Source organism: Calothrix rhizosoleniae SC01 (assembly GCF_900185595.1).
Classification (GTDB): Bacteria; Cyanobacteriota; Cyanobacteriia; order Cyanobacteriales; family Nostocaceae; genus Calothrix_A; species Calothrix_A rhizosoleniae.
Window position 1 is genome coordinate 12428 of the sequence record NZ_FYBH01000392.1, and the last position, 20194, is coordinate 32621.

Annotated in this window: 20 protein-coding genes and 1 tRNA gene; 13 read left to right on the forward strand and 8 right to left on the reverse strand. The window is 39.9% G+C overall.

Annotated elements, in window-relative coordinates:
- Positions 1-279 precede the first annotated feature (279 nt).
- Entirely contained in the window at positions 280-2130 is a 1851-nt protein-coding gene (gene hrmK, locus CALSC_RS23995; protein WP_088243745.1) for a hybrid histidine kinase/response regulator HrmK, read from the forward strand.
- Between the two features lie 116 nt (positions 2131-2246).
- Here hrmK and CALSC_RS24000 read toward each other — a convergent pair whose 3' ends face one another.
- Positions 2247-2429 carry a hypothetical protein gene (locus tag CALSC_RS24000; protein ID WP_088243746.1) on the reverse strand — a complete coding sequence of 61 codons (183 nt, stop codon included), beginning with the start codon at positions 2427-2429 and terminating at the stop codon, positions 2247-2249.
- A gap of 107 nt (positions 2430-2536) precedes the next feature.
- On the opposite strand from CALSC_RS24000, the gene hemL reads away from it, so the two are divergent.
- Positions 2537-3835: a glutamate-1-semialdehyde 2,1-aminomutase gene (gene hemL / locus CALSC_RS24005; RefSeq protein WP_088243747.1), complete on the forward strand. Its 1299-nt coding sequence runs from the start codon at positions 2537-2539 to the stop codon at positions 3833-3835.
- Positions 3836-4233: 398 nt separating this feature from the next.
- Here hemL and CALSC_RS24010 read toward each other — a convergent pair whose 3' ends face one another.
- Positions 4234-5289, reverse strand: coding sequence for a DMT family transporter (locus CALSC_RS24010; protein ID WP_088243748.1), 1056 nt, complete (start codon positions 5287-5289; stop codon positions 4234-4236).
- 415 nt (positions 5290-5704) lie between these two features.
- On the opposite strand from CALSC_RS24010, the gene CALSC_RS24015 reads away from it, so the two are divergent.
- Positions 5705-6289 carry a hypothetical protein gene (locus CALSC_RS24015; protein WP_088243749.1) on the forward strand — a complete coding sequence of 195 codons (585 nt, stop codon included), beginning with the start codon at positions 5705-5707 and terminating at the stop codon, positions 6287-6289.
- 152 nt (positions 6290-6441) lie between these two features.
- On the opposite strand, the gene CALSC_RS24020 is transcribed toward CALSC_RS24015, so the two are convergent.
- Positions 6442-6981 carry an NUDIX hydrolase gene (locus CALSC_RS24020; protein ID WP_088243763.1) on the reverse strand — a complete coding sequence of 180 codons (540 nt, stop codon included), beginning with the start codon at positions 6979-6981 and terminating at the stop codon, positions 6442-6444.
- 133 nt (positions 6982-7114) lie between these two features.
- Here CALSC_RS24020 and CALSC_RS24025 point away from each other — a divergent pair, with 133 nt between their 5' ends.
- From CALSC_RS24025 to CALSC_RS24060, 9 genes are all read left to right on the forward strand, one after another.
- A complete protein-coding gene (locus CALSC_RS24025; protein ID WP_088243750.1) occupies positions 7115-8167 on the forward strand; it encodes a dipeptide epimerase in 1053 nt (350 codons plus the stop codon).
- Positions 8168-8215: 48 nt separating this feature from the next.
- Positions 8216-9262: a DUF1611 domain-containing protein gene (locus CALSC_RS24030; protein ID WP_088243751.1), complete on the forward strand. Its 1047-nt coding sequence runs from the start codon at positions 8216-8218 to the stop codon at positions 9260-9262.
- Positions 9263-9705: 443 nt separating this feature from the next.
- Positions 9706-11460: an anthranilate synthase component I gene (locus tag CALSC_RS24035; RefSeq protein ID WP_088243752.1), complete on the forward strand. Its 1755-nt coding sequence runs from the start codon at positions 9706-9708 to the stop codon at positions 11458-11460.
- Between the two features lie 277 nt (positions 11461-11737).
- Entirely contained in the window at positions 11738-12016 is a 279-nt protein-coding gene (pipX, locus tag CALSC_RS24040; RefSeq protein ID WP_088243753.1) for a transcriptional coactivator PipX, read from the forward strand.
- Entirely contained in the window at positions 12013-12684 is a 672-nt protein-coding gene (locus CALSC_RS24045; RefSeq protein ID WP_088243754.1) for a YggS family pyridoxal phosphate-dependent enzyme, read from the forward strand. Before pipX ends, CALSC_RS24045 begins: the two co-directional genes overlap by 4 nt.
- 342 nt (positions 12685-13026) lie before the next feature.
- Positions 13027-13170 (forward strand): hypothetical protein, encoded by a 144-nt coding sequence (locus CALSC_RS26770; RefSeq protein WP_159460689.1) that lies wholly within the window; start codon positions 13027-13029, stop codon positions 13168-13170.
- Positions 13171-13240: 70 nt separating this feature from the next.
- Positions 13241-13840: a cell division protein SepF gene (locus tag CALSC_RS24050; RefSeq protein ID WP_088243755.1), complete on the forward strand. Its 600-nt coding sequence runs from the start codon at positions 13241-13243 to the stop codon at positions 13838-13840.
- Between the two features lie 78 nt (positions 13841-13918).
- The gene (gene proC / locus CALSC_RS24055; protein ID WP_088243756.1) at positions 13919-14755 is read left to right on the forward strand and encodes a pyrroline-5-carboxylate reductase; all 837 of its coding nucleotides are present in this window, start codon (positions 13919-13921) and stop codon (positions 14753-14755) included.
- Between the two features lie 84 nt (positions 14756-14839).
- Positions 14840-15454 (forward strand): Uma2 family endonuclease, encoded by a 615-nt coding sequence (locus tag CALSC_RS24060; protein ID WP_088243757.1) that lies wholly within the window; start codon positions 14840-14842, stop codon positions 15452-15454.
- Positions 15455-15507: 53 nt separating this feature from the next.
- Here CALSC_RS24060 and CALSC_RS24065 read toward each other — a convergent pair whose 3' ends face one another.
- The 4 genes from CALSC_RS24065 to CALSC_RS24080 all read right to left on the reverse strand — a co-directional run bounded on the left by CALSC_RS24065 (position 15508) and on the right by CALSC_RS24080 (position 18264).
- Positions 15508-16119, reverse strand: coding sequence for a hypothetical protein (locus tag CALSC_RS24065; protein WP_088243758.1), 612 nt, complete (start codon positions 16117-16119; stop codon positions 15508-15510).
- 210 nt (positions 16120-16329) lie between these two features.
- Positions 16330-16402 (reverse strand) — tRNA-Ala (locus CALSC_RS24070).
- Positions 16403-16630: 228 nt separating this feature from the next.
- Entirely contained in the window at positions 16631-17368 is a 738-nt protein-coding gene (locus CALSC_RS24075) for an HAD family hydrolase (RefSeq protein ID WP_088243759.1), read from the reverse strand.
- Positions 17365-18264, reverse strand: a complete 900-nt coding sequence (locus CALSC_RS24080; RefSeq protein WP_088243760.1) for a methyltransferase domain-containing protein — start codon at positions 18262-18264, stop codon at positions 17365-17367. Before CALSC_RS24080 ends, CALSC_RS24075 begins: the two co-directional genes overlap by 4 nt.
- Before the next feature lie 375 nt (positions 18265-18639).
- Here CALSC_RS24080 and CALSC_RS24085 point away from each other — a divergent pair, with 375 nt between their 5' ends.
- Positions 18640-19821: an RtcB family protein gene (locus tag CALSC_RS24085; RefSeq protein WP_088243761.1), complete on the forward strand. Its 1182-nt coding sequence runs from the start codon at positions 18640-18642 to the stop codon at positions 19819-19821.
- Here CALSC_RS24085 and CALSC_RS26775 read toward each other — a convergent pair.
- Positions 19822-20194, reverse strand: a 373-nt coding sequence (locus tag CALSC_RS26775; RefSeq protein WP_159460690.1) for a hypothetical protein, incomplete at its 5' end; no start/stop codon positions are given.

A 20194-nucleotide genomic window follows, 5' to 3' on the forward strand; every position in this document is an offset into this window, starting at 1 on the left:
CTGACTTTTCCACATACCGTGAGAAGTCAGCCCACACTCCCCACACTCCGGACTCCCGACTCCCGACTCCCGACTCCCGACTCCCGATTCCCCACTCCCAACTCCCAATTTTCAAGACTGTGATTTCATACACTCCTTTTTGCTGTCTGTGTCACATGCAAAACGGTCAGTTTTAGTTTATAACTAGTGGAGAAAATGTGAACTAATATACATAAAATCTTACTTTCATATTCGTTTACAGCCATAACACCTACTATATGTTCAACGGTCTAACTGACCATGCAGCAACAATCAAGCTTCCCAGAACCTAACTCCCAGGTCGATGAAGCGCCAAATCTTTTGGCGACAATTCGGCGACTCAATGCTGAATTGTGGTTGAAACGCAGCTTGAAACAGTTGCAAGATAGTCTCAATAATAGGTTGACTGAGGCTTTATCAACCCAGCCAGGAATCATAATCTCAGAAGCAGAAGTTTTTCAAACATTGTTAGATGAGCTGCAAATAGCTCTGAAAGCCAGTGGAGTTGAAAGTTTTACTAAAAGTTGTTTAGCGATCGCAGTTGTACCACCAAAAGCCATTGTAGGCACAATTTATCACCTTTCTAATTTCCCAGAAAAAGATTCACAAGATGCATGGGTTGGGGAAATCATTGTCGAGCAAAGAAAGCTATCCTTAAAATTATCCACAGAAATTGCGCTTCAGGACTTGCAAAATATAGAACAGCAAGTACCTCAAAAGGCTTGGCGTTTACCAGATAGTTCTACCCCATTTACGGCTTGGTTAATTGTGGACACAGAAATAGCCCAACCTGGAGAGGAGTCAGCCCAGGTTGATGAAACAGTCCACCTAATACCTCGACTGATGGCAAATGCGGCTCAACAATGTGCCCAAGTTTTAGCACAACTAACACAAATACAATCTTTACAAAAATCTTCCCAGGATTTAGAAAAAATTAATCAGGAACTAGAGCGTACCAATCGACTCAAAAATCAATTTCTGGCAAATACCAGCCATGAAATCCGTACTCCCTTAAGCTCTATTCTCGGTTTCACTCAACTTCTATTAGCTAAAGGAGGTTATGATCCCAGCCAGGAAAAGCATCAGGAATATTTAAATATCATCCTTTCCAGTGGCAAACATTTATTGGGATTAATCAACGATATTTTAGATTTATCCAAAATTGAAGCTGATCAATTAGAGGTGCAGTGGGAAGAAGTAAATGTACCTGAGTTGTGCCGTAATGTTTTAGCACTAGTTAAAGAAAAAGCTAGCCACAAGGGTTTGAAACTGCGACAAGAAATAGACAATAACATCACAACCATAATCGCAGATTCTTTACGACTAAAACAAATGTTGTTGAACCTATTGTTTAATGCCCTTAAGTTTACCTCTACTGGAAGTGTGGGCTTAAAGGTTGATCTCAATGGTTCATTTATGAACTTTACTGTTTGGGACACTGGTAGTGGTATTCCTAAACAACTCCAAAGTCACCTTTTTCAACCCTATTGCCAAATTGCCAATACTGTAACTACTCGTGGAGAGGGTACTGGCTTGGGTTTAGTTGTCACTAAGAAATTAACTGAAATTCACGGTGGTTGGATAAAATTAGAATCAGATGTAAATCAAGGTTCTCAATTTACGATCGCACTCCCTTTAATTCCAACTTCTGCATTGGAGCAACTACCAGAATTAGCCGATCAAAATGAAACAGAACAAGAGGAAGTAATTATCCAGGCTTCTGTTTCTGTATCTTCCAACTCTAGGGATATTTTGTTGCTAGAGGATGATTTAGAGAATGCCCAGATGATGCAAATCTATCTGGAGAAACTGGGATATAGGGTCACTTGGGTCAAGAATGCAGCAGAAGTATGGCAATTTTTGGCACAGGTTAGCCCAGCTGTAATTTTAATGGATATCCAATTAGCAGACAGTAATGGTTTAGAACTAGTTCAACAACTGCGCCAAAATCAACAATATCAAGAGATTCCCCTGATTGCTCAAACTGCAATGGCGATGAAAGGCGATCGCGAAAATTGCTTGAATGCAGGAGTGAATGATTATATTTCCAAGCCGATTGATTTATCTCAGTTAGAAAAAATAATTGCTAAATACTGTACTCCAGAAGTTTGATCAAAACATTCAATCCCAATCAAGGGACAAAAGGTCTAAAGTTTGTTAATACACACTCAACCATCAACTGTCACGAAGAGGCAGGGGAGCAGGGAGCAGGGAGCAAGGGAGAAACCTCATATATAAATATAGAGAGTAGTGCGGTATTGTGGGTTTCCCACCAAGAGCAACTTCGGAGGGCGTGAAACCAAGTTTTCGCTACGCTCCACAGCAGGGGAAAACGGCATTCCCCCCTGCTTCTTCTGGTCAATACCCACAACTTCCTCAATAATTCGCCACAAATTGCAACCGCGTAACATATTATTATTTTTTTAGCTCCTGTAATTCAATAGGATGTAAATTCTAAGCAATATTAACCCCCTATCCCTTGATAGAACTTTTCATTTTCCACTGGTAGGAGAGACCCTTGGTAAATACATCGATAAAAACGACAAAATCAGAAGAAATCTTTGCAGCAGCCCAAAAGCTAATGCCAGGAGGGGTAAGTTCCCCAGTCAGAGCCTTTAAATCCGTAGGCGGACAACCAATAGTCTTTGATCGCGTCAAAGGTGCATATGTTTGGGATGTAGATGGCAATCAATACATCGACTACGTAGGTACTTGGGGCCCAGCTATTTGTGGTCATGCTCACCCAGATGTAATTGCAGCCCTGAAAGAGGCTTTGGAAAAAGGTACCAGTTTTGGTGCTCCCTGTGCCTTAGAAAATGTACTGGCGGAAATGGTGATTGCTGCCGTCCCCAGCATTGAAATGGTAAGATTTGTGAACTCCGGTACAGAAGCTTGTATGGCTGTGTTACGCCTGATGCGAGCTTTTACCAAACGAGAAAAAGTGATCAAATTTGAGGGTTGTTACCACGGTCATGCTGACATGTTCTTAGTCAAAGCTGGCTCTGGAGTTGCTACCCTTGGTTTACCTGATTCTCCTGGAGTACCCAAATCCGCCACTAGCAGCACCCTAACGGCTCCTTACAATGACTTGGAAGCGGTTAAAGAATTATTTGAGGCAAACCCCGGTGAGATTGCTGGAGTGATTTTAGAGCCGGTAGTTGGTAATGCCGGATTTATTACCCCTGATGCTGGTTTTCTGGAAGGATTGCGAGAATTGACCCAGGAACATGAGGCATTATTAGTATTTGATGAAGTAATGACTGGGTTCCGTATTGCCTATGGTGGCGCTCAAGAGAAGTTTGGTGTCACCCCAGATTTAACCACTTTAGGTAAAATTATCGGCGGTGGTTTACCTGTGGGAGCATATGGTGGTCGTAGTGACATTATGTCAATGGTGGCTCCATCTGGACCAATGTACCAAGCAGGAACCCTTTCTGGTAATCCCCTGGCGATGACTGCTGGTATTGAGACCCTAAAACTGCTGCAAAAGCCTGGTACTTATGAATACCTGGATAAGATTACCAAACAATTAGCAAATGGTTTACTGGAAATTGCTAAAGAAACAAATCATGCAGCTTGTGGTGGTCAAATCAGTGCTATGTTTGGCATGTTTTTCGCCCCCGGTTCAGTACATAATTACGAAGATGCGAAACGAGCTGATACGAAAAAGTTTGGACTCTTCCATCGGGGAATGTTAGAGCGTGGTATTTATCTGGCTCCTTCACAGTTTGAAGCAGGCTTTACTTCTTTTGCTCACACAGAAGAAGATATCCAAAAGACATTAGCGGCTGCAAGGGATGTCATGTCTAATCTGTAGGTTTGTCAAGAGGTAGGAGTTAGTTATATTTCGTGTTTTTAGCCATGCAATTTGTTCTAACTCTTATGGCTACCTCAATAAATCTTGCTTATCTAGATTGATTTGCACAACTATTGACACTCCCACATTTAGTATAAATTCTTCGTAAGGGCACGGCACTAGTAAGATACTTTTATATATTGAAAGATTGTGGATGCCGTGCCCCTACCCATCTGTTGCAAGCATTTTTCAAATTGGTACTATATCATGTCCGCCTGATTACTTATGATATAGCCATCCATGCAAAAATCACCCAAACTCTTTCTCCCCCTACTCCCTGCCCCCTGCCCCTTTGCAGTCTTAATGATAAGTATTTAATCTGACATGATATTACTTATTACTTATTACTTGCCCGTATATCATATACCTTTAAATCCAACCTCACTTTCAATTTCTCGTAATTTATCTAGTGAACTTGCTCCAGTATCAGAACTTAGACGAGATGTTTTTCGCATAATACCAAGTTGACTAAAAATAATACCGATAAAAATCACAAAGCCACCAGTATATTGAGCTAAAGTAGGTGCTTCTCTTAAAATTAGATATGAGGCTATAACTGCTACAACCGGGGTAAAAGAACCAATTAATGATGCTTGAGATACAGTAGTTGCTCTTAACCCTGCAATCCAAGATGATTGACCAACTACTACTATAACTGGGCCATAAATTAGCATCCATTGCCATAGAAATGGTGAGAATGCTTCCATAAAATGGTTTTCTCCATATAGTAATAAGGCAATAAAGAAAAATATTAATGTACCCAAGGATGTACGATAAATATTGAAAATTCCTAAGGGAATTTTTGATAACTTGAGCTTACTAATAATTGTCGCCACAGCTAAAGCAATAGATGCGATCGCTGTTAAAATTTCTCCTGTGCCAAAACTGAATAAATCTTGCATTTTTGCCATATCTTGAAAGTTAGCTGGCAAAAAAATAGTTAGACACACACCAACAAAAGCAATAACTGCTCCAATTATTTCCCAAGGATGCACTCTTTCCCGCAATATCCACACGGAAAGAGCTAGGGTTAAAGGTGGTTCCAATCGACCAATTAAAACAACATTATTAACATTTGTGATAGCTAGAGCTTCAAAAATTAAACCTGGTGCTAATGCACCTCCCATAATTGAAGCAATAGTCAGATAAAACCATTGAATGCGGGTAATCTGTCTGAATCTGCTCAGTTTGAGTTGTCGTCCATAAACTATGATTAAGACGATTAATGCACAAACATTACCAACAAATAAGACATTACAAAAGGAAATAGGATTATGACCATTAACAAATCTTTGGGCACCAATTTCTGTTAATTTACGAGTGACAGAATTTGCAGCGCCAAAGATAAAAATGGCTAACCAGAGATAAACTTGACCAGAAAGGCTAAAAGCAAATGAAAAACGCGATCTTGACATTGAATTTTAGTAATGTTTAGTCACCATAAGTTATTTTGATTCTGGACTCATTTGTATTGAACAAGAGTTAAATTAAACTAAGCTGAGAATCTGTTGAAAATTTGTGAAAATTTTAGAGTTGGTATTGCTCATTTGATTTTAATCCAACTAAATATATTAGGATTACTATATAATTTTTGTTATACCAATTCAAATAATGTTTACAACATATAAATTCTTCTTAAGGACACGGCATCGGTCAACATTTCAATATATAAAAGTATCTGACTGGTGCCTTGCCCCTACCCATCTGTCCCATTCTTTTTTCAAAGTGGTATTAGCTGAATTGGCACTGTAATGTTACAGAAATGATTAAATTTGCTACTATATAGCTAAATAGGATGCGATCGCACAATACCAGATTTGCACAAAAATTATGGCAAAAAAGCGTAAAAAAAGTCATCGGTCGTGGATTAAAGAAACTCTTGATCTGAAACCCGATCATCACTGGGAAGGACCCGAAGGCTATAAGATTTTTGTTGCGGGTAGGGGAGCTGTACGCTTCAATGTTCCCCAAAAATGGATTTGTGAACCACAAGAGAATTCATTCAAATTTCTGGACAATAAACCTCCTAAAGATGATTGTTGTCTAGAAGTATCTTACAATCACCTGCCACCAAGAGACGATTGGAGTTTGTTTCCTCTCAAACATACTTTAAAGAAAGTCATGGAAAATGATGAACGTCAGCCGATTGAAAGGAGCGAAGTCTTTACTGTCAAGCGTCAAACTGCCAAAATTGTCTGGTGTGAGATTAAGTTTATTGATACCCAAGAAGAACCACGGGAGGCTTTTTCCCGGACTTGTGTTGGTCTTGGTTCCAATATTCAGTGTTTGATTACCTTTGATTTTTGGGTTGACCAAGCAGAGCAATTAATACCTATTTGGGATGAAGTTATGCGATCGCTCACTCTGGGTTTATATATCCGTGATCCCAGAACTGGTTTAGCTTTCCCCGACTGAAGAGGCAGGGGAGCAGGGAGCAGGGAGCAGGGGAGAAACCCCATATATAAATGTAGGAGCTTGTATCCTTTGATTTTTCTCAGTGTTATGGCTATGGCGTTGATCCTGAAAACACCAACAGTTACTGATAATACAGAGATTGATATTACGAATTATTTTAACCCCATAAACAATGCCGCAACTGTCCCAGCCACAGAAATTTCACCTTGATGAATCTTTGTAAAAACTTCTGCTTGGGGAATTAATAACACTTCAATTTCTTCTGTTAAATCTAGTTGTTGTTCTTCAGCTTTAATCACATTTTCTGCTAAAAATAAATGAATTTGATTAGTATCTTTACCTGGTTTATCGTATAGGGTTGCTATTTTTTGCATATTACTAGCAACATAACCTGTTTCTTCTGTTAATTCTCTCATAGCCGCTGTTTCTGCTGTTTCTTGAGTTGGTTCAAAATGTCCTGCTGGTAGTTCAATGAAAAAATCATGAAAAGCGTGTCTATATTGCCTGACAAAAATTATTTCCCCACTTTCAGTTATAGGTAAAACCATAGCCACATCTGGCTTAATGTACACAAAATAATCATCGATGATATTCCCGTTAGGTAACTTAATTTCATCCCGTCTTACCTGACACCAAGGATGATTAATCACCATGCGCGAATTTACAGTTTGCCACTTTTCTAAATTTTTCATAACTAAAATTAATAAATAAACAGGAAAAATAATCACAAAAAAATAATGCTTGTAACGAAGTATAACAAATCTAAAAAATAGAGATAAATTAGCACTTAAACTTAATTTTGCCCCACCCCTACCAACAGCGATTATGCACATCGACGTGGAAACATTTACTGTGAATAAGCGGTTTCCTCTAACTATTAGTCGCGGTACTACTAGCCACACTGAAAATATATGGGTGAAAATTCAGGCAGATGAGATTGAAGGTTGGGGAGAAGCATCACCCTTTGGTGTTGGCAATCATCGCCAATCTACATCAATAATTAAAGCTAGTTTGCAGCAAATAATACCTAAATTACAACCATTTCATCCTTTTCAGCGTCAACAAATAGAGCAAGTTTTAATTTCAGCAAAAGTTCCTTCAGCTGCGATCGCAGCTTTGGATATGGCACTGTATGATTGGCTAGGGAAACGAGTTGGTTTACCACTATGGCAGATGTGGGGACTGGATAGAAATGCAATCACACCAATTTCTGTCACCATTGGGATTAATACTCCCGAAGGAGCCAGAAAAAGGTTACGTGAATGGTTACAGTTTGTTGATGTAAAAATTATCAAAGTTAAGCTAGGTAGTCCCGATGGCATTGAAGCAGACAGAAGCATGTTGCAAGCATTACGGGAAGAAGCGCCTACGCCAGAATTCTATGTTGATGCTAATGGGGGTTGGAATGTAGAAAATGCCAGCATTATGTGTCCCTGGTTGGCAGATTTAGGAATTAAGTATGTGGAACAGCCACTCGCAAAGGGAGAAGAAAAGCATTTAAAGGAAGTCAAACAATCCTCACACCTACCCATATTTGTGGATGAAAGTTGTTTTCATAGCCAGGATATTCCCCAACTTGCAAATTCTATAGATGGTGTTAATATCAAGCTGATGAAATCTGGAGGTTTAACAGAAGCAATTCGTATGGTACATACAGCTAGGGCATATGGATTACAAGTAATGTTTGGTTGCTATTCTGACAGCACATTAGCCAATACAGCCGCAGCACAACTCGCACCCCTAGCTGATTATTTAGACTTAGATAGCCATTTAAATTTAATTGACGATCCTTTTACCGGAGCAAACTTGGAACAAGGAAGACTTTTACCAAATCATTTACCAGGACTAGGGGTACAGCAACGTGCGTATGTCGCTTAACCAACTGATAATTGATAACTGATAACTGATAAATGGGGGTGCAACAACGTGCGTCTGTCACTTAATCAATCCATTGCCATTCTTCTCCATGAGGGAATGACTAGCGTAGGAGGCAAAACAGGGTTATCAATTTTACGCTACAGTGAAGCCAATATTGTCGCTGCCATCGATCGCACATCGGCGGGTCAATCCTTAGCAGAATTAACAGGTATTCAGCGAGATGTACCCATTGTCGCCTCGGTTATGGCATCACTAGAATATCAACCGCAAGTATTGGTCATTGGTATTGCTCCTGGAGGTGGTGATATACCCGATGACTATTGGCGTGAGCTCAAAGATGCTTTAGTAGCGGGTATGTCCATAGTCAACGGTTTGCATACACCATTGGCAAATATCCCCGAACTGAAACAATTACTCAAGCCAGGACAACTAATTTGGGATGTGCGTAAGGAACCACCCAACCTAAGTATTGCTAGCGGTATGGCACGCACTCTATCCTGTCGTCGAGTCTTAACAGTGGCTACAGATATGGCTGTAGGGAAAATGTCCACCAGTCTAGAATTGCATTGGGCTGCAAAATTGCGAGGTATGGCTTCCAAATTCCTACCCACGGGGCAAACAGGGCTGATGTTAGCAGGAGATGGAGTCGCTTTAGATGCAGTGCGAATAGATTTTGCCGCCGGTGCCGTGGAACAGATGGTTATGCGCTTTGGTAAAAATTACGACATTTTACATATTGAAGGGCAAGGTTCTTTATTACACCCTGGCTCCACTGCTACTTTACCCCTAATCCGTGGTTCCCAGCCGACCCAATTAATATTAGTACATCGCCCTGGACAAATCCACATCCGTAAACATGCTCATGTGCCCATTCCTGCTTTACCAGAAGTAATCCAGTTGTATGAAAGTGTTGCTAGGGCTGCTGGTGCTTTTGCTCCCGTATCTGTTGTTGGTATTGCCTTAAACACTGCCCATTTAGATGATGATGCAGCTACAGATGCCATTAGTCAGGTACAAGCAGAAACAGGTTTACCTTGTACTGATCCGATTCGCTTTAATGCAGGTATATTATTAGATGCAGTCATGGGGGGATAATTGAGGCTGACGCAGGATGAGGAGATGGGGAGACGCGGGGACGCAGAGACTGGGGGATTATGTTTTATCCTCTCTGAGAAAATTATGCCCTAACTATGCAATGTCATAATTACAATTTTAAAATCTACAAATTCCTTCAGGAACCCGAAAATTTATATTTCGTCTTTACGCTGACAACTTTTATATTTCTTTCTTTAAATTAAAACTTCATTAATTTACAATATACGATTAAATTGGTTTTTAACCTCCAACTTACTCGCCCACCACAAAACTTACAGCATCATTCCATCCATTTGTCAGCAAGAATTTGACACTGATAAATTACCTTTGTCCTTACCTAAATCTACCAGTTAACCCAACTTTCTCAGCCTTCTTAAATCCCCAGCCAGAGAAAATAGTTTCTGTATGATAACGGTTATTCCCCAAAGCCCAGCAAGATTGTTATGGTTTTTGACCTTGCAGCCAACAATACAATACCAGCTTGGTACTGGCGATCGCGTCCTCTAGAAGAATGTACTGGTTCTGCTGTTTTTGCCAGCTTATTTTTGCCTACTTCTGATTTGGGAATTGCTACCTTATTGGAGAGTCCATCCTCTACTCCTACGGATTATCCACAACTAGCTCGTTACTCTATTTGTGCAGGTAGTCCTCGGATAGTAGATGGTAAACCCCAGATGTGGACACCCCCATTGGGAGAAGTGCTACCATTTCTGGAAAATTTATTAAAACGTCAACCAGGTAAGGTAGTTAGTCAAGAAAATTCTGAGCAAATTCCCTCACTTCCTTTCACGGGAGGTTGGTTGGGTTGGTTAGGATACGATATTGCTTGGGAAATTGAAAAATTACCCTACACCAATGCCGATTCCTTGCCGTTTCCCGTGGCTTTTTGGTATGAGCCAGAGTGTTTCGCTGTTTTAGATCACCAGGAACAAATTTTGTGGCTAGCTGCTAGTAGTCCTGAACAATTAAATGGGTTAGAGAAGAGGTGGATAGAGGGAAGGAGTGATGGAGGGATGGAGGGAAGGAGTGATGGAATAATTATTTCATCTTCATCTGCTCCCCACACTCCCCACACCTCCCACACCTCCCACACTCCCCACTTTGTCACATCTCAGGAGGATTACGAAGCAGCAGTCAATTGTGCGAAGAAATATATCCAATCTGGAGATATTTTCCAAACAAATCTTTCCTTAAGGTTTGCCGCAACCACTCAAGCTTCTGGTTGGGAAATCTACCAAACTTTACATACCATCAATCCTTCTCCTTTTGCTAGCTATTGGCATACTCCTTGGGGACAAGTAATCAGTTGTTCTCCCGAAAGATTAGTGCAATTGCAACAAGGACAAGCTCAAAGTAGACCAATTGCAGGGACGCGAAAGCGGGGAAAAAATTCCCAACAAGATGCCCAATTGGCGAATGAATTACTCAGTAATACCAAAGAGCTTGCCGAACATATCATGCTAGTAGATTTAGAGCGCAATGATTTAGGTAGAGTTTGTGAGTGGGGTACTGTAACCGTTGATGAATTACTCACCATTGAACGTTACAGTCATGTCATGCATCTTGTGAGTAACGTTACGGGTAAATTAAAAACCTCTGTAAATGGAGTAGATTTGATTCGTGCCATATTTCCTGGAGGGACAATTACTGGTTGTCCCAAAGTTCGCTGTATGGAGATTATTGAAGAGTTAGAACCAACTAGGCGTAACTTATTTTATGGTTCCTGTGGGTATTTAGATTGGCAAGGAAACTTAGACCTCAATATTTTGATTAGAACTTTGCTATTAGTTCCGGCTTCAGCCATTGCAACTAAGGTTGATACAAAAAGATGTGAAGATATACAAAAACCATCAAAATCTACCATAGAAACTTCATCTCCCCTCACCCCATCAACCAACCAATCCTGCTATGATGCGGAAGTCCCTGACAAAGGGGTTGATGCTCCCATAAAACCAGCAGGATATTTACCACATAGCTCTACCTTTCAAACAAATCCTCAACAGTGTTTACCATCACTTCTATGGGAACAGTTATCTCAGGAGTTACCAAAACTCAATCTGATTTGGGGACAAGTGGGAGCCGGAATTGTAGCAGACAGCGTTCCAGAGAAAGAATGGTATGAGTCTCTGCACAAGGCACGGGCACAATTAAAAGCACTAGCAATGGTACTGAATCAATATGCTGAGACTAATTCTTAACTTTAAAGTTTGATGGTGATGAAGTAATGCTCTACATGCTCTACTAAACATATTATGGGTTTGAGGTAAAAAGCTTATCACTTCTTTATTCTCCCCACATCTCCCACACCTCCCACACTCCCCACACTCCCACAGGATTGATGATTGCTCTCGATTACTAAATTGATGCTCTAGGGCATTATCAACGAATATTGTGTTAAACAGGAACATTTACCATCTATCGGCACTTGTTTGCCTCCAATTACACAACCATTAAGTACTCATACTCCAGTATGAAATGAACCCAGATAACTTAGAAACTTACATAAATCATCCAACTTGGGGTTTGCTCTATAGAGTTTGCATGGTTGAGCAAAACCAAGAACTGTTCACAACACTTTATGCCCAACGTCTTTTCTTTTTAGTAACTACTGATCCTAAAGGACTTAAATTTCAACCCATAGGACGTACAGAAGCCAGAATGGTTTTGGAAAGTCGCTTGCGTAATTTACGACGTATGGGGCGAACTCAGGAGTACGATCAGCTTCAGAGTGTTTTCAAAACAACTTTCCAATGATCAATTCCATTCACGAACGCATTGATGCTGTACGCTCAAAACTGCCAGATTCAGTCCGGTTAATTGCTGTAAGTAAAACAGTTACTTCTGAGGTGATCCGCTCTGCTTATGATGCGGGTATCCGAGATTTTGGCGAAAATCGCATCCAAGAAGCCATAAATAAGCAGACTGAGTTACAAGACTTAACAGATATTACCTGGCATTTTATCGGGCACTTACAGAGCAATAAAGCTAAAAAAGCCATTCAACATTTTCATTGGATTCATGCCGTGGATAATTTGAAGTTGGCACAGCGTTTGAATCACTTAGCAGCAGAATTAGGGGTTAGTCCCCTAGTTTGTTTGCAAGTGAAACTTCTTGCTGATCCCAGTAAATCAGGGTGGCATATACCCCAGTTATTAACGGATTTACCAGCCCTGGATCTATGTAAAAATTTACAAATTCAGGGTTTGATGACAATTCCCCCCTTAGGATTAAATGATATTGAAATTTTAGATGTATTCAATCATACTAGAGAATTAGAAACGAAAATTCAATCCCAAAATTGGTCACACATTCAGATGAAACATCTGTCTATGGGCATGTCCAGGGATTATCATTTAGCTATTCAAGCGGGTGCAACCATGATACGTTTAGGAACTATATTATTTGGAGAACGCTCAACATAAATACTGATACAAAACTTACTGGACAGTACTGAGCATCCCGGAAAATTCTGCGTTTGTTAACGAAGTATTAAGAGGAAAAAACCTGTTACTCATTTTACTTCTTGATTAATAAAACAGGACTTACCAAGGGGGCATAAGAAACTCGGTGTTTTTATTGATTTTTATGGTTCAAAACCATGATGTTATCTTAAAGACCAGTTTTCTTGAGGGTAATTCCTATATGTAAAAATATGGTGTTGACACAAGCCAAGGGGAAAACCCTATCGGGGGTGTCAGCAACTTTGCATATAAGATTACTTAAGATATAATCTTGACTCGTTATTGCGTGAAGTTAAAAAACAAATGTTTGTTTCAGATATCCGTTGGTTGGCGAACCTCGTAATAGATGTTACAAACAGCGATAATATAACTAAAGTATCTACTTGCGATCGCCTCTCCCCGTTAAGAGAATCGCTGAGTGGTTATTCTAGAAAATCGCAATTATAATTCGAGCACATAAACTGCATCGATTTTTACCAAATTGATTAAGGGTGATTTGCACCAGGAGCGTAAACCTATGAGTAGTATCTTTTCCAAGCTAAAAGATTTTGTTGGTTTAAATGAAGGCGTAGAATACGAATACTATGAAGAAGAACCAGATGTAGAAACCTACCAAAATTTATACCAAGAACAAAATCCTCAACCCGCACCCCAAGAAACCGTCAATCAGAATCGACGTTGGCGGGAACCAATGGCTACAATGAATACAACAGATGTAGCAACGGGAACAAAACAAGTGGGTAATGTTATTGGTATGCCAGGAGCTCTTAATGGGATTTCGGAAGTTTTAGTAGTAGAGCCGAGAACCTTTGAAGAAATGCCCCAGGCAATTCAAGCTTTGCGGGAGCGGAAGTCTGTAGTATTAAATTTAACTATTATGGATCCGGATCAGGCGCAAAGAGCTGTGGATTTCGTCGCAGGTGGTACTTATGCCCTTGATGGTCATCAAGAGCGCATTGGAGAGAGCATTTTCTTGTTTACTCCCAGTTGTGTACAAGTAAGTACCCACGGTTCTGTGCTCCATGAAGTGCCTCAGCCCCCAGTACATACTCCACGTTCCAACTCCAATACTGGTAATCCTAGTTGGGGAAATGAAGTCAACCGTATGGCACAATGAGACTAGGATTAGTCATTAGTTATTAGTCATCAGAATAAATCTAATGACTAATGACCAATGACCAGTAATTAATTACCAATGACAATCAAATTTGCCTTAATCGGTGGCGGGGTAATGGGAGAAGCATTATTATCCCGCCTGATTTCTCGGGGTACTTATCAATGTTCGGAAGTAATGGTCAGCGAACCCTTAGGTTCCCGACAAAGTTATTTAGAGCAGCAGTACCAAGTTCATGTGACGGCGGATAACCGTCAGGCATTTATCCAAGCAGAAGAAGCGATATTTTTAGCGGTGAAGCCCCAGGTATTTAGTGCCATCGCTCAAGAATTAGCAGAGGTTTCAGAAATTAAATCTAAAAGTACTGATAAGAATAATACTAAGCCATTATTAGTTTCGATTTTGGCAGGTGTGCCTTTAAAGCAGTTGGAAGGAGCATTTCCCCGTTTACCCATCATTAGGGCAATGCCTAATACTCCAGCTACTGTAGGGGCGGGAATGACAGCGATTTGTGCCGGTGCTTACACTAAAGCTAATCATCAAGAACTAGCCAAAAAACTGTTTCAAGCAGTGGGGGAAGTGGTAGAGGTTTCAGAACCACTGATGGATGCTGTTACTGGACTTTCTGGGAGTGGTCCTGCTTATGTCGCCTTAATGGTAGAAGCCTTAGCTGATGGAGGTGTCGCCGCCGGTTTACCAAGAGTCATTGCGAATCAGTTAGCGTTACAAACTGTGTTGGGAACGGCTGAATTATTAAATGAAAGTAAAATCCATCCTGCAGAACTGAAAGATCGAGTCACCAGTCCTGGGGGTACAACTATAGCTGGGATTACTCAGTTAGAAAAAGCTGGCTTTCGTTCAGCATTGATAGAAGCGGTGATCGCAGCAACTAAGCGATCGCAGGAATTAGGCAAGTAGGTATAAAATTCGGTCTAAAAATTAATGATAATAGAAATAGCCCAATATCTTTTGATTTTGGATAGATAGCGATCGCTAATTATCATGACCCGAGCAATCACTAAACCCATAAGCTTTGAGGAATTTATCGAGTGGTATCCTAATAACGGGATGCGGTATGAACTGCATAAAGGGATAATTGTTGAAATGCCACCACCCACAGGCGACCATGAAAATGTGATTGGGTTTTTAGTTGAGAAAATCACCATAGAGTATGTGCATCTAGGATTACCCTACCGCATCCCCAAAACAGGACTTGTTAAAACTCCTGACAACGACTCAACCTATTCCCCAGATATTTTGTTAGTAAATCATGATCATCTCGTCCACGAGCCTTTGTGTAACTACTTATCCACCCTCATCCAAGCTGCATCTATTCCCCTAGTAGTTGAAGTTGTGAGTACGAACTGGCGGGATGATTACCATGATAAATTTGGGGATTATGAAGAGATGGGTATTGCTGAATACTGGATTGTTGATTATACAGCTTTGAGTGGTAAACGGTTTACTGGCGATCCCAAACAACCAACTATTACGATTTGCGAATTAGTAGACGGTGAGTACCAAATTACCCAATTTAAAGGTAACAGTCCAATCGTCTCTCCTTTATTCCCTCATTTAAATCTCACAGCACAAAAAATTTTTGATTCTGCTTTGTGAGTATAAATAGGGCTTGAGTTCTTTTGTTATTGTACCCACAAATGTAGGCACATTCAAACAAGTCTAACTAATAAAATTCTAATTATTACTTCCAATTCCTCAGTAACACGGTAAAGATTAATTCCTTCACAGATAGATTTCGCTTGACGATTTAAAACACCAAACTGCCAAACATTACCTGTAGTCACAGCTCCTAAAATTTCAGATTGGGGGGAATCAATCCATTGATCAAGAGCAATCATTTCTATAGCTAATTGGGTAAATCCTCGATTAATATCCGCTTGTTTTGCTTCAATAACAATTAAATTCTTTGTCGAACGTAACAAATAATCTAATTTTCCTTGCAATCGGTTGTCAACTTGAATCGAATATTCTATTCTTAACTTAGCGTGGGAATAGTGAATTAAATCTGAAATAATAGGTGCAATGAGCATTTCCCTACGGGTAGTCTCATTTTCCAAATCTACATAAGGTAGTATCTCTTCAATGCGGTCTTTTAAATCAACGATGCGGTCTAACTTATCGGAATATTGTGGTAAAGTGAGAAATTCTCGATCAAAGGAGTAACCAAACTCACTAACCAAATCATCTACTGTAAATCCCAATTCAAAATAATTACTAAAAGTATAGGAACGATTAGGATCCAGTAATGGCTGACGAGTCATGATCTTTCTCCATCAAGTAATATTAAAATGTTCATAATTTAATCTTAAAAGGAAAAATCGGTGTTGCTGATTAAGGTGATGATTTTTATCTCACGCATTAGACGCGGAGCGGCTTTCCGCAGAATAGATGCAAAAGAACGATGTTTAGTCGGGGCTAAAAATATAAATTAATCCCGCATTTTTGCAACGCAAAATTATTTAATCTACAGATGGAGAATAGGGGATTCGAACCCCTCACCTCTGCGGTGCGATCGCAGCACTCTACCAAATGAGCTAATTCCCCAGGCTATAAGTTTATATAACACTGACTGGATATATTTTCCACCCCACATTCTAACATTCCTCTGTTGTTGCTTGCAGTTGTTGGCAAAACTCTAGCTAGAAAATGGGGAGTCGGGAGTCGGGAGTCGGGAGTCGGGAGTTGGGAATCAGTCAGAAGTATTTTCATTCTTGGTTGTGAGATTTTCTCGTGGGAGACTGAGTCGCAAAATTAAAATCCCCATAAATCGATTTAGGGACTTGTATCCTTTTGTTCTTCACTCAAGTCTCCAGATTGATTGCAAATTTCCTGTACTCGTTCCAATTCCAAATCAGTGAAATAGTCTATAGTCCAGTTTGCCTGTCTTTGCAGCATGTGAAAAGGATAAGTATTGGCAACACCAACTACTTGCATTCCGGCTCGTTTTGCTGCTAGGATTCCCGGTGGCGTATCCTCAATGGCTAAACAGTCTTTAGGTTGTAAATTTAACTGGGGATATGTTTGATTGAGAAGTTGAACTGCCAACTTATAGCCATCAGGTTCGGGTTTGCTAGTAGTAATATCATCCCCGGCGACTATCACAGGAAAAATTTCTGTTAAATGGCTGCGTTCAAGTACCACTTCTATTTCTTGTCGAATCGCACCACTAACTATCCCTAGCTTGATGTTACGAGCACGTAATTGAAATATTAAATCATCTAAACCGATATACAAAGGTAGCTTTTCTAGCTTTTCTAGTTCCACAGCATAACTTTGTGCTTTACGTAATAGTAGCTTAGTTAAATCATCTTCGCTGACTACACGACCGCGATTACTTAATATATCCCGTAGACAAGCGCGATCGCTACGTCCCAAACAAACTTCTTCATACTCACCCGGTTTTAATACCAAGTTTTCGGACAGTAAAATATCTTCTATGAGCTTTTGGTGAATTGACTCATCATTAATAATAATCCCGTTAAAATCGAATAGAACTGCTTTTAAACTCATGCTTTGCTGTCAAAAGCTGGCGATGGAAAAATTTGTAAATCTTCTTGAGCAGTAGGCTCATATTGTCTGATATTACTATGATTTGTCACATCTAGCCCAGAAATTGCCTTGATACCACTTGTTAGTTGATGTACCCACCACACATCTTTGGTGTGTACTGCTCTAAAACCTGCTACACCCATTTCAGTATCAACACTACCTGCACCATATTCCCGAATATAAGGCTCTACAAAAATGTCATTGAGAAATTCTAACTGGCGTAGTGCTCTCTGATTCCCATCTAAAACTAATAGTTGTCCACCCACCCGCAGCAAACGCAAACTTTCTTGTAAAATTGTTTGGGAAATGGATACTGGGATTTCATGGAATAGCAAGGAAGCTGTGACTAAATCAAAATTATTTGCCGATAAGCCTGTTGCTTCTGCCTGACCATGAATGAATTTTATACCTAAACCAGCACTTTCTGCTTTATGAGCAGCTCTAACTAACATATATGGCGATAAATCTAAGCCAATTACTTCTGCTTGGGGAAAAGCCTGCTTCAACATTAGGGTGGTAGAAGCTGTACCACAACCTAAATCTAGTATACGTCTAGGTTTAACTTGAATCGCATCTATTAATTCTTGACGCACCCAAGTTTCATTGGGTGGCGTTACATACTGGGTAATAGGATCATAGGTAATTGCTGCATTGTAATTGAGATATCCCCCAGAAATACCGTGAAAGTCTTGACTGCTGTAGTATGCTGGAATTACTACATCATCCCTACGGAAGCGATCACTTTCTTTGTCCCAATCCACACTCTCACCATAATGGCGTAATCCTTCCTGATCTATCAACAGACCAAGGACAGGGAATAAAAAACGCTCCCAGATTGTATTCTCAGCAACTGCCATAACACTTTAATAACTATTTAGGAATCTACGTTTACAAATTTTAATTTATCTCTAGAGTCATTGATTTGTAAATGCTCACAAAAGATTTAGTCGAAAATGGGAAATCGGGAGTCGGGAGTCGGGAAGAAGTATTTTCATTCTTATACCATTTTGAAAAGAAATGGGACAGATGGGTAGGGAACATCTACAATCTTTCAATACATAAAAGTATCTTACTAGTGCCGTGCCCTTACGAAGAATTTATATGTTGCAAACGTTCATGAGGGACTAGTTTGACAGCGTTAGCTATTCTGTAGTATGCTTGTAGTATAAATGATAAAGAATATATTTTCATGGGGTAATCCCAGTTTTTATTTCATAAAAAAACCTAAAACTATGGCTTACGAACAACTCAAACTATCTAACTCAGCCCCAATTTTATCTTGGGCAAATCATGAATTGAAGCATGAAGAAATCCAAATGGCTAAGAATGTCGCCTCTTTACCATTTGTATTTAAACACGTAGCATTAATGCCAGATGTACACTTAGGTAAAGGGGCATTAGTTGGTTCTGTGATTGCTACTAAAGAAGCAATTATTCCTGCAGCTGTAGGTGTGGATATTGGCTGCGGCATGTGCGCCATTAAAACTCAATTTAAGGGAGAACAATTAGAAGGAAAACTGAAGAAAATTCGCCAGGAAATTGAAGCAGCAATTCCTACTGGATTCAACGAAAATAAAGATACAGAAAAATCTGTGACAAACTGGCAAGGTTGGCGCGATTTCAAGGGTTTGCATCGTGGGGTGCAAGATTTGTCAGGAAAAGCAATGAAACAGTTAGGCTCTTTGGGTGGTGGTAATCACTTTATTGAAGTCTGTGTGGATACAGAAAACCAAGTTTGGTTGATGTTGCATTCTGGTTCCCGTAACATCGGTAATAAGCTAGCACAATGCCATATCAGCACTGCTAAGGAATTAGCTAAGATGGCGAGTAACAGCCTACCTGATGCCGATTTATCCTATTTTGTGACTGGAACTTCTGAATTTCAAGCATACTGGCATGATTTACAGTGGGCACAAGATTATGCCCGTTACAACCGCGATGTAATGATGGCACGCTTTAAGCGTATTGTTGAGAAACATCTAGCTGGTGGAAAGGCAACTAAGCCCTTATTAGAGGTAAATTGTCATCACAATTATGCTGAGAAAGAAGTGCATTTTGGTGAGAATGTGTATGTAACTCGCAAAGGTGCAGTTCGTGCCCAGGAAAAGGATTATGGTATTATTCCTGGTTCAATGGGGGCAAAGTCCTACATTGTCAAAGGTAAAGGTAATGTGCATAGCTTTTGTTCTTGTTCTCACGGTGCTGGACGTTTACTGTCAAGAAGTAAAGCAAAAAGGACTTATAGTCTCGATGATTTAATTGAGCAAACTAAGGGTATTGAATGTCGCAAAGATAAGGGTGTTTTGGATGAAATTCCCAGCGCTTATAAACCAATTGAGCAAGTAATGGAAAATCAATCCGATTTAGTTAAAGTCGTAGCTACCTTAAAACAAGTTCTTTGTGTGAAAGGTTAATTAGCGTTTCTTTTTTTTAGTCGCCTTTGATTTTTTCTTAGCAAGATTAGTGCCAAATCCTTTATTTGCTTCTATATCAGTTCTTTGAGTAGATGATTTTCCAGCTGGTGATTCTTTAATTTTTACTTGATTTTTCTCCTCTTTCTCTGCTGATATATCAGCAACTGGAGTTGTAGTATCTGGAGGGACTGTTGTTGTCACATCCTCATCACTGGTTTGTATAATAGTTTCCACCACATCATCAGTAATTTCTGAATCTACTGACACATCAGTAACTGGAGGTGTAGTATCTGTAGGGATTGTTGTTGTCACATCCTCACTAGTTTGTGTAGCAGTTTCTACCACATCATCAGTAATTTCTGAATCTACTGAC

Excerpts from the sequence above, each read along its gene's own strand:
- hrmK (WP_088243745.1), top strand. The coding sequence starts at position 280 with ATGCAGCAACAATCAAGCTTCCCAGAACCTAACTCCCAGGTCGATGAA.
- CALSC_RS24000 (WP_088243746.1), bottom strand. The coding sequence starts at position 2,429 with ATGTTACGCGGTTGCAATTTGTGGCGAATTATTGAGGAAGTTGTGGGT.
- CALSC_RS24010 (WP_088243748.1), bottom strand. The coding sequence starts at position 5,289 with ATGTCAAGATCGCGTTTTTCATTTGCTTTTAGCCTTTCTGGTCAAGTT.
- CALSC_RS24015 (WP_088243749.1), top strand. The coding sequence starts at position 5,705 with ATGGCAAAAAAGCGTAAAAAAAGTCATCGGTCGTGGATTAAAGAAACT.
- CALSC_RS24020 (WP_088243763.1), bottom strand. The coding sequence starts at position 6,981 with ATGAAAAATTTAGAAAAGTGGCAAACTGTAAATTCGCGCATGGTGATT.
- CALSC_RS24025 (WP_088243750.1), top strand. The coding sequence starts at position 7,115 with ATGCACATCGACGTGGAAACATTTACTGTGAATAAGCGGTTTCCTCTA.
- CALSC_RS24035 (WP_088243752.1), top strand. The coding sequence starts at position 9,706 with ATGGTTTTTGACCTTGCAGCCAACAATACAATACCAGCTTGGTACTGG.
- pipX (WP_088243753.1), top strand. The coding sequence starts at position 11,738 with ATGAACCCAGATAACTTAGAAACTTACATAAATCATCCAACTTGGGGT.
- CALSC_RS24045 (WP_088243754.1), top strand. The coding sequence starts at position 12,013 with ATGATCAATTCCATTCACGAACGCATTGATGCTGTACGCTCAAAACTG.
- CALSC_RS26770 (WP_159460689.1), top strand. The coding sequence starts at position 13,027 with ATGTTTGTTTCAGATATCCGTTGGTTGGCGAACCTCGTAATAGATGTT.
- CALSC_RS24050 (WP_088243755.1), top strand. The coding sequence starts at position 13,241 with ATGAGTAGTATCTTTTCCAAGCTAAAAGATTTTGTTGGTTTAAATGAA.
- proC (WP_088243756.1), top strand. The coding sequence starts at position 13,919 with ATGACAATCAAATTTGCCTTAATCGGTGGCGGGGTAATGGGAGAAGCA.
- CALSC_RS24060 (WP_088243757.1), top strand. The coding sequence starts at position 14,840 with ATGACCCGAGCAATCACTAAACCCATAAGCTTTGAGGAATTTATCGAG.
- CALSC_RS24065 (WP_088243758.1), bottom strand. The coding sequence starts at position 16,119 with ATGACTCGTCAGCCATTACTGGATCCTAATCGTTCCTATACTTTTAGT.
- CALSC_RS24075 (WP_088243759.1), bottom strand. The coding sequence starts at position 17,368 with ATGAGTTTAAAAGCAGTTCTATTCGATTTTAACGGGATTATTATTAAT.
- CALSC_RS24080 (WP_088243760.1), bottom strand. The coding sequence starts at position 18,264 with ATGGCAGTTGCTGAGAATACAATCTGGGAGCGTTTTTTATTCCCTGTC.
- CALSC_RS24085 (WP_088243761.1), top strand. The coding sequence starts at position 18,640 with ATGGCTTACGAACAACTCAAACTATCTAACTCAGCCCCAATTTTATCT.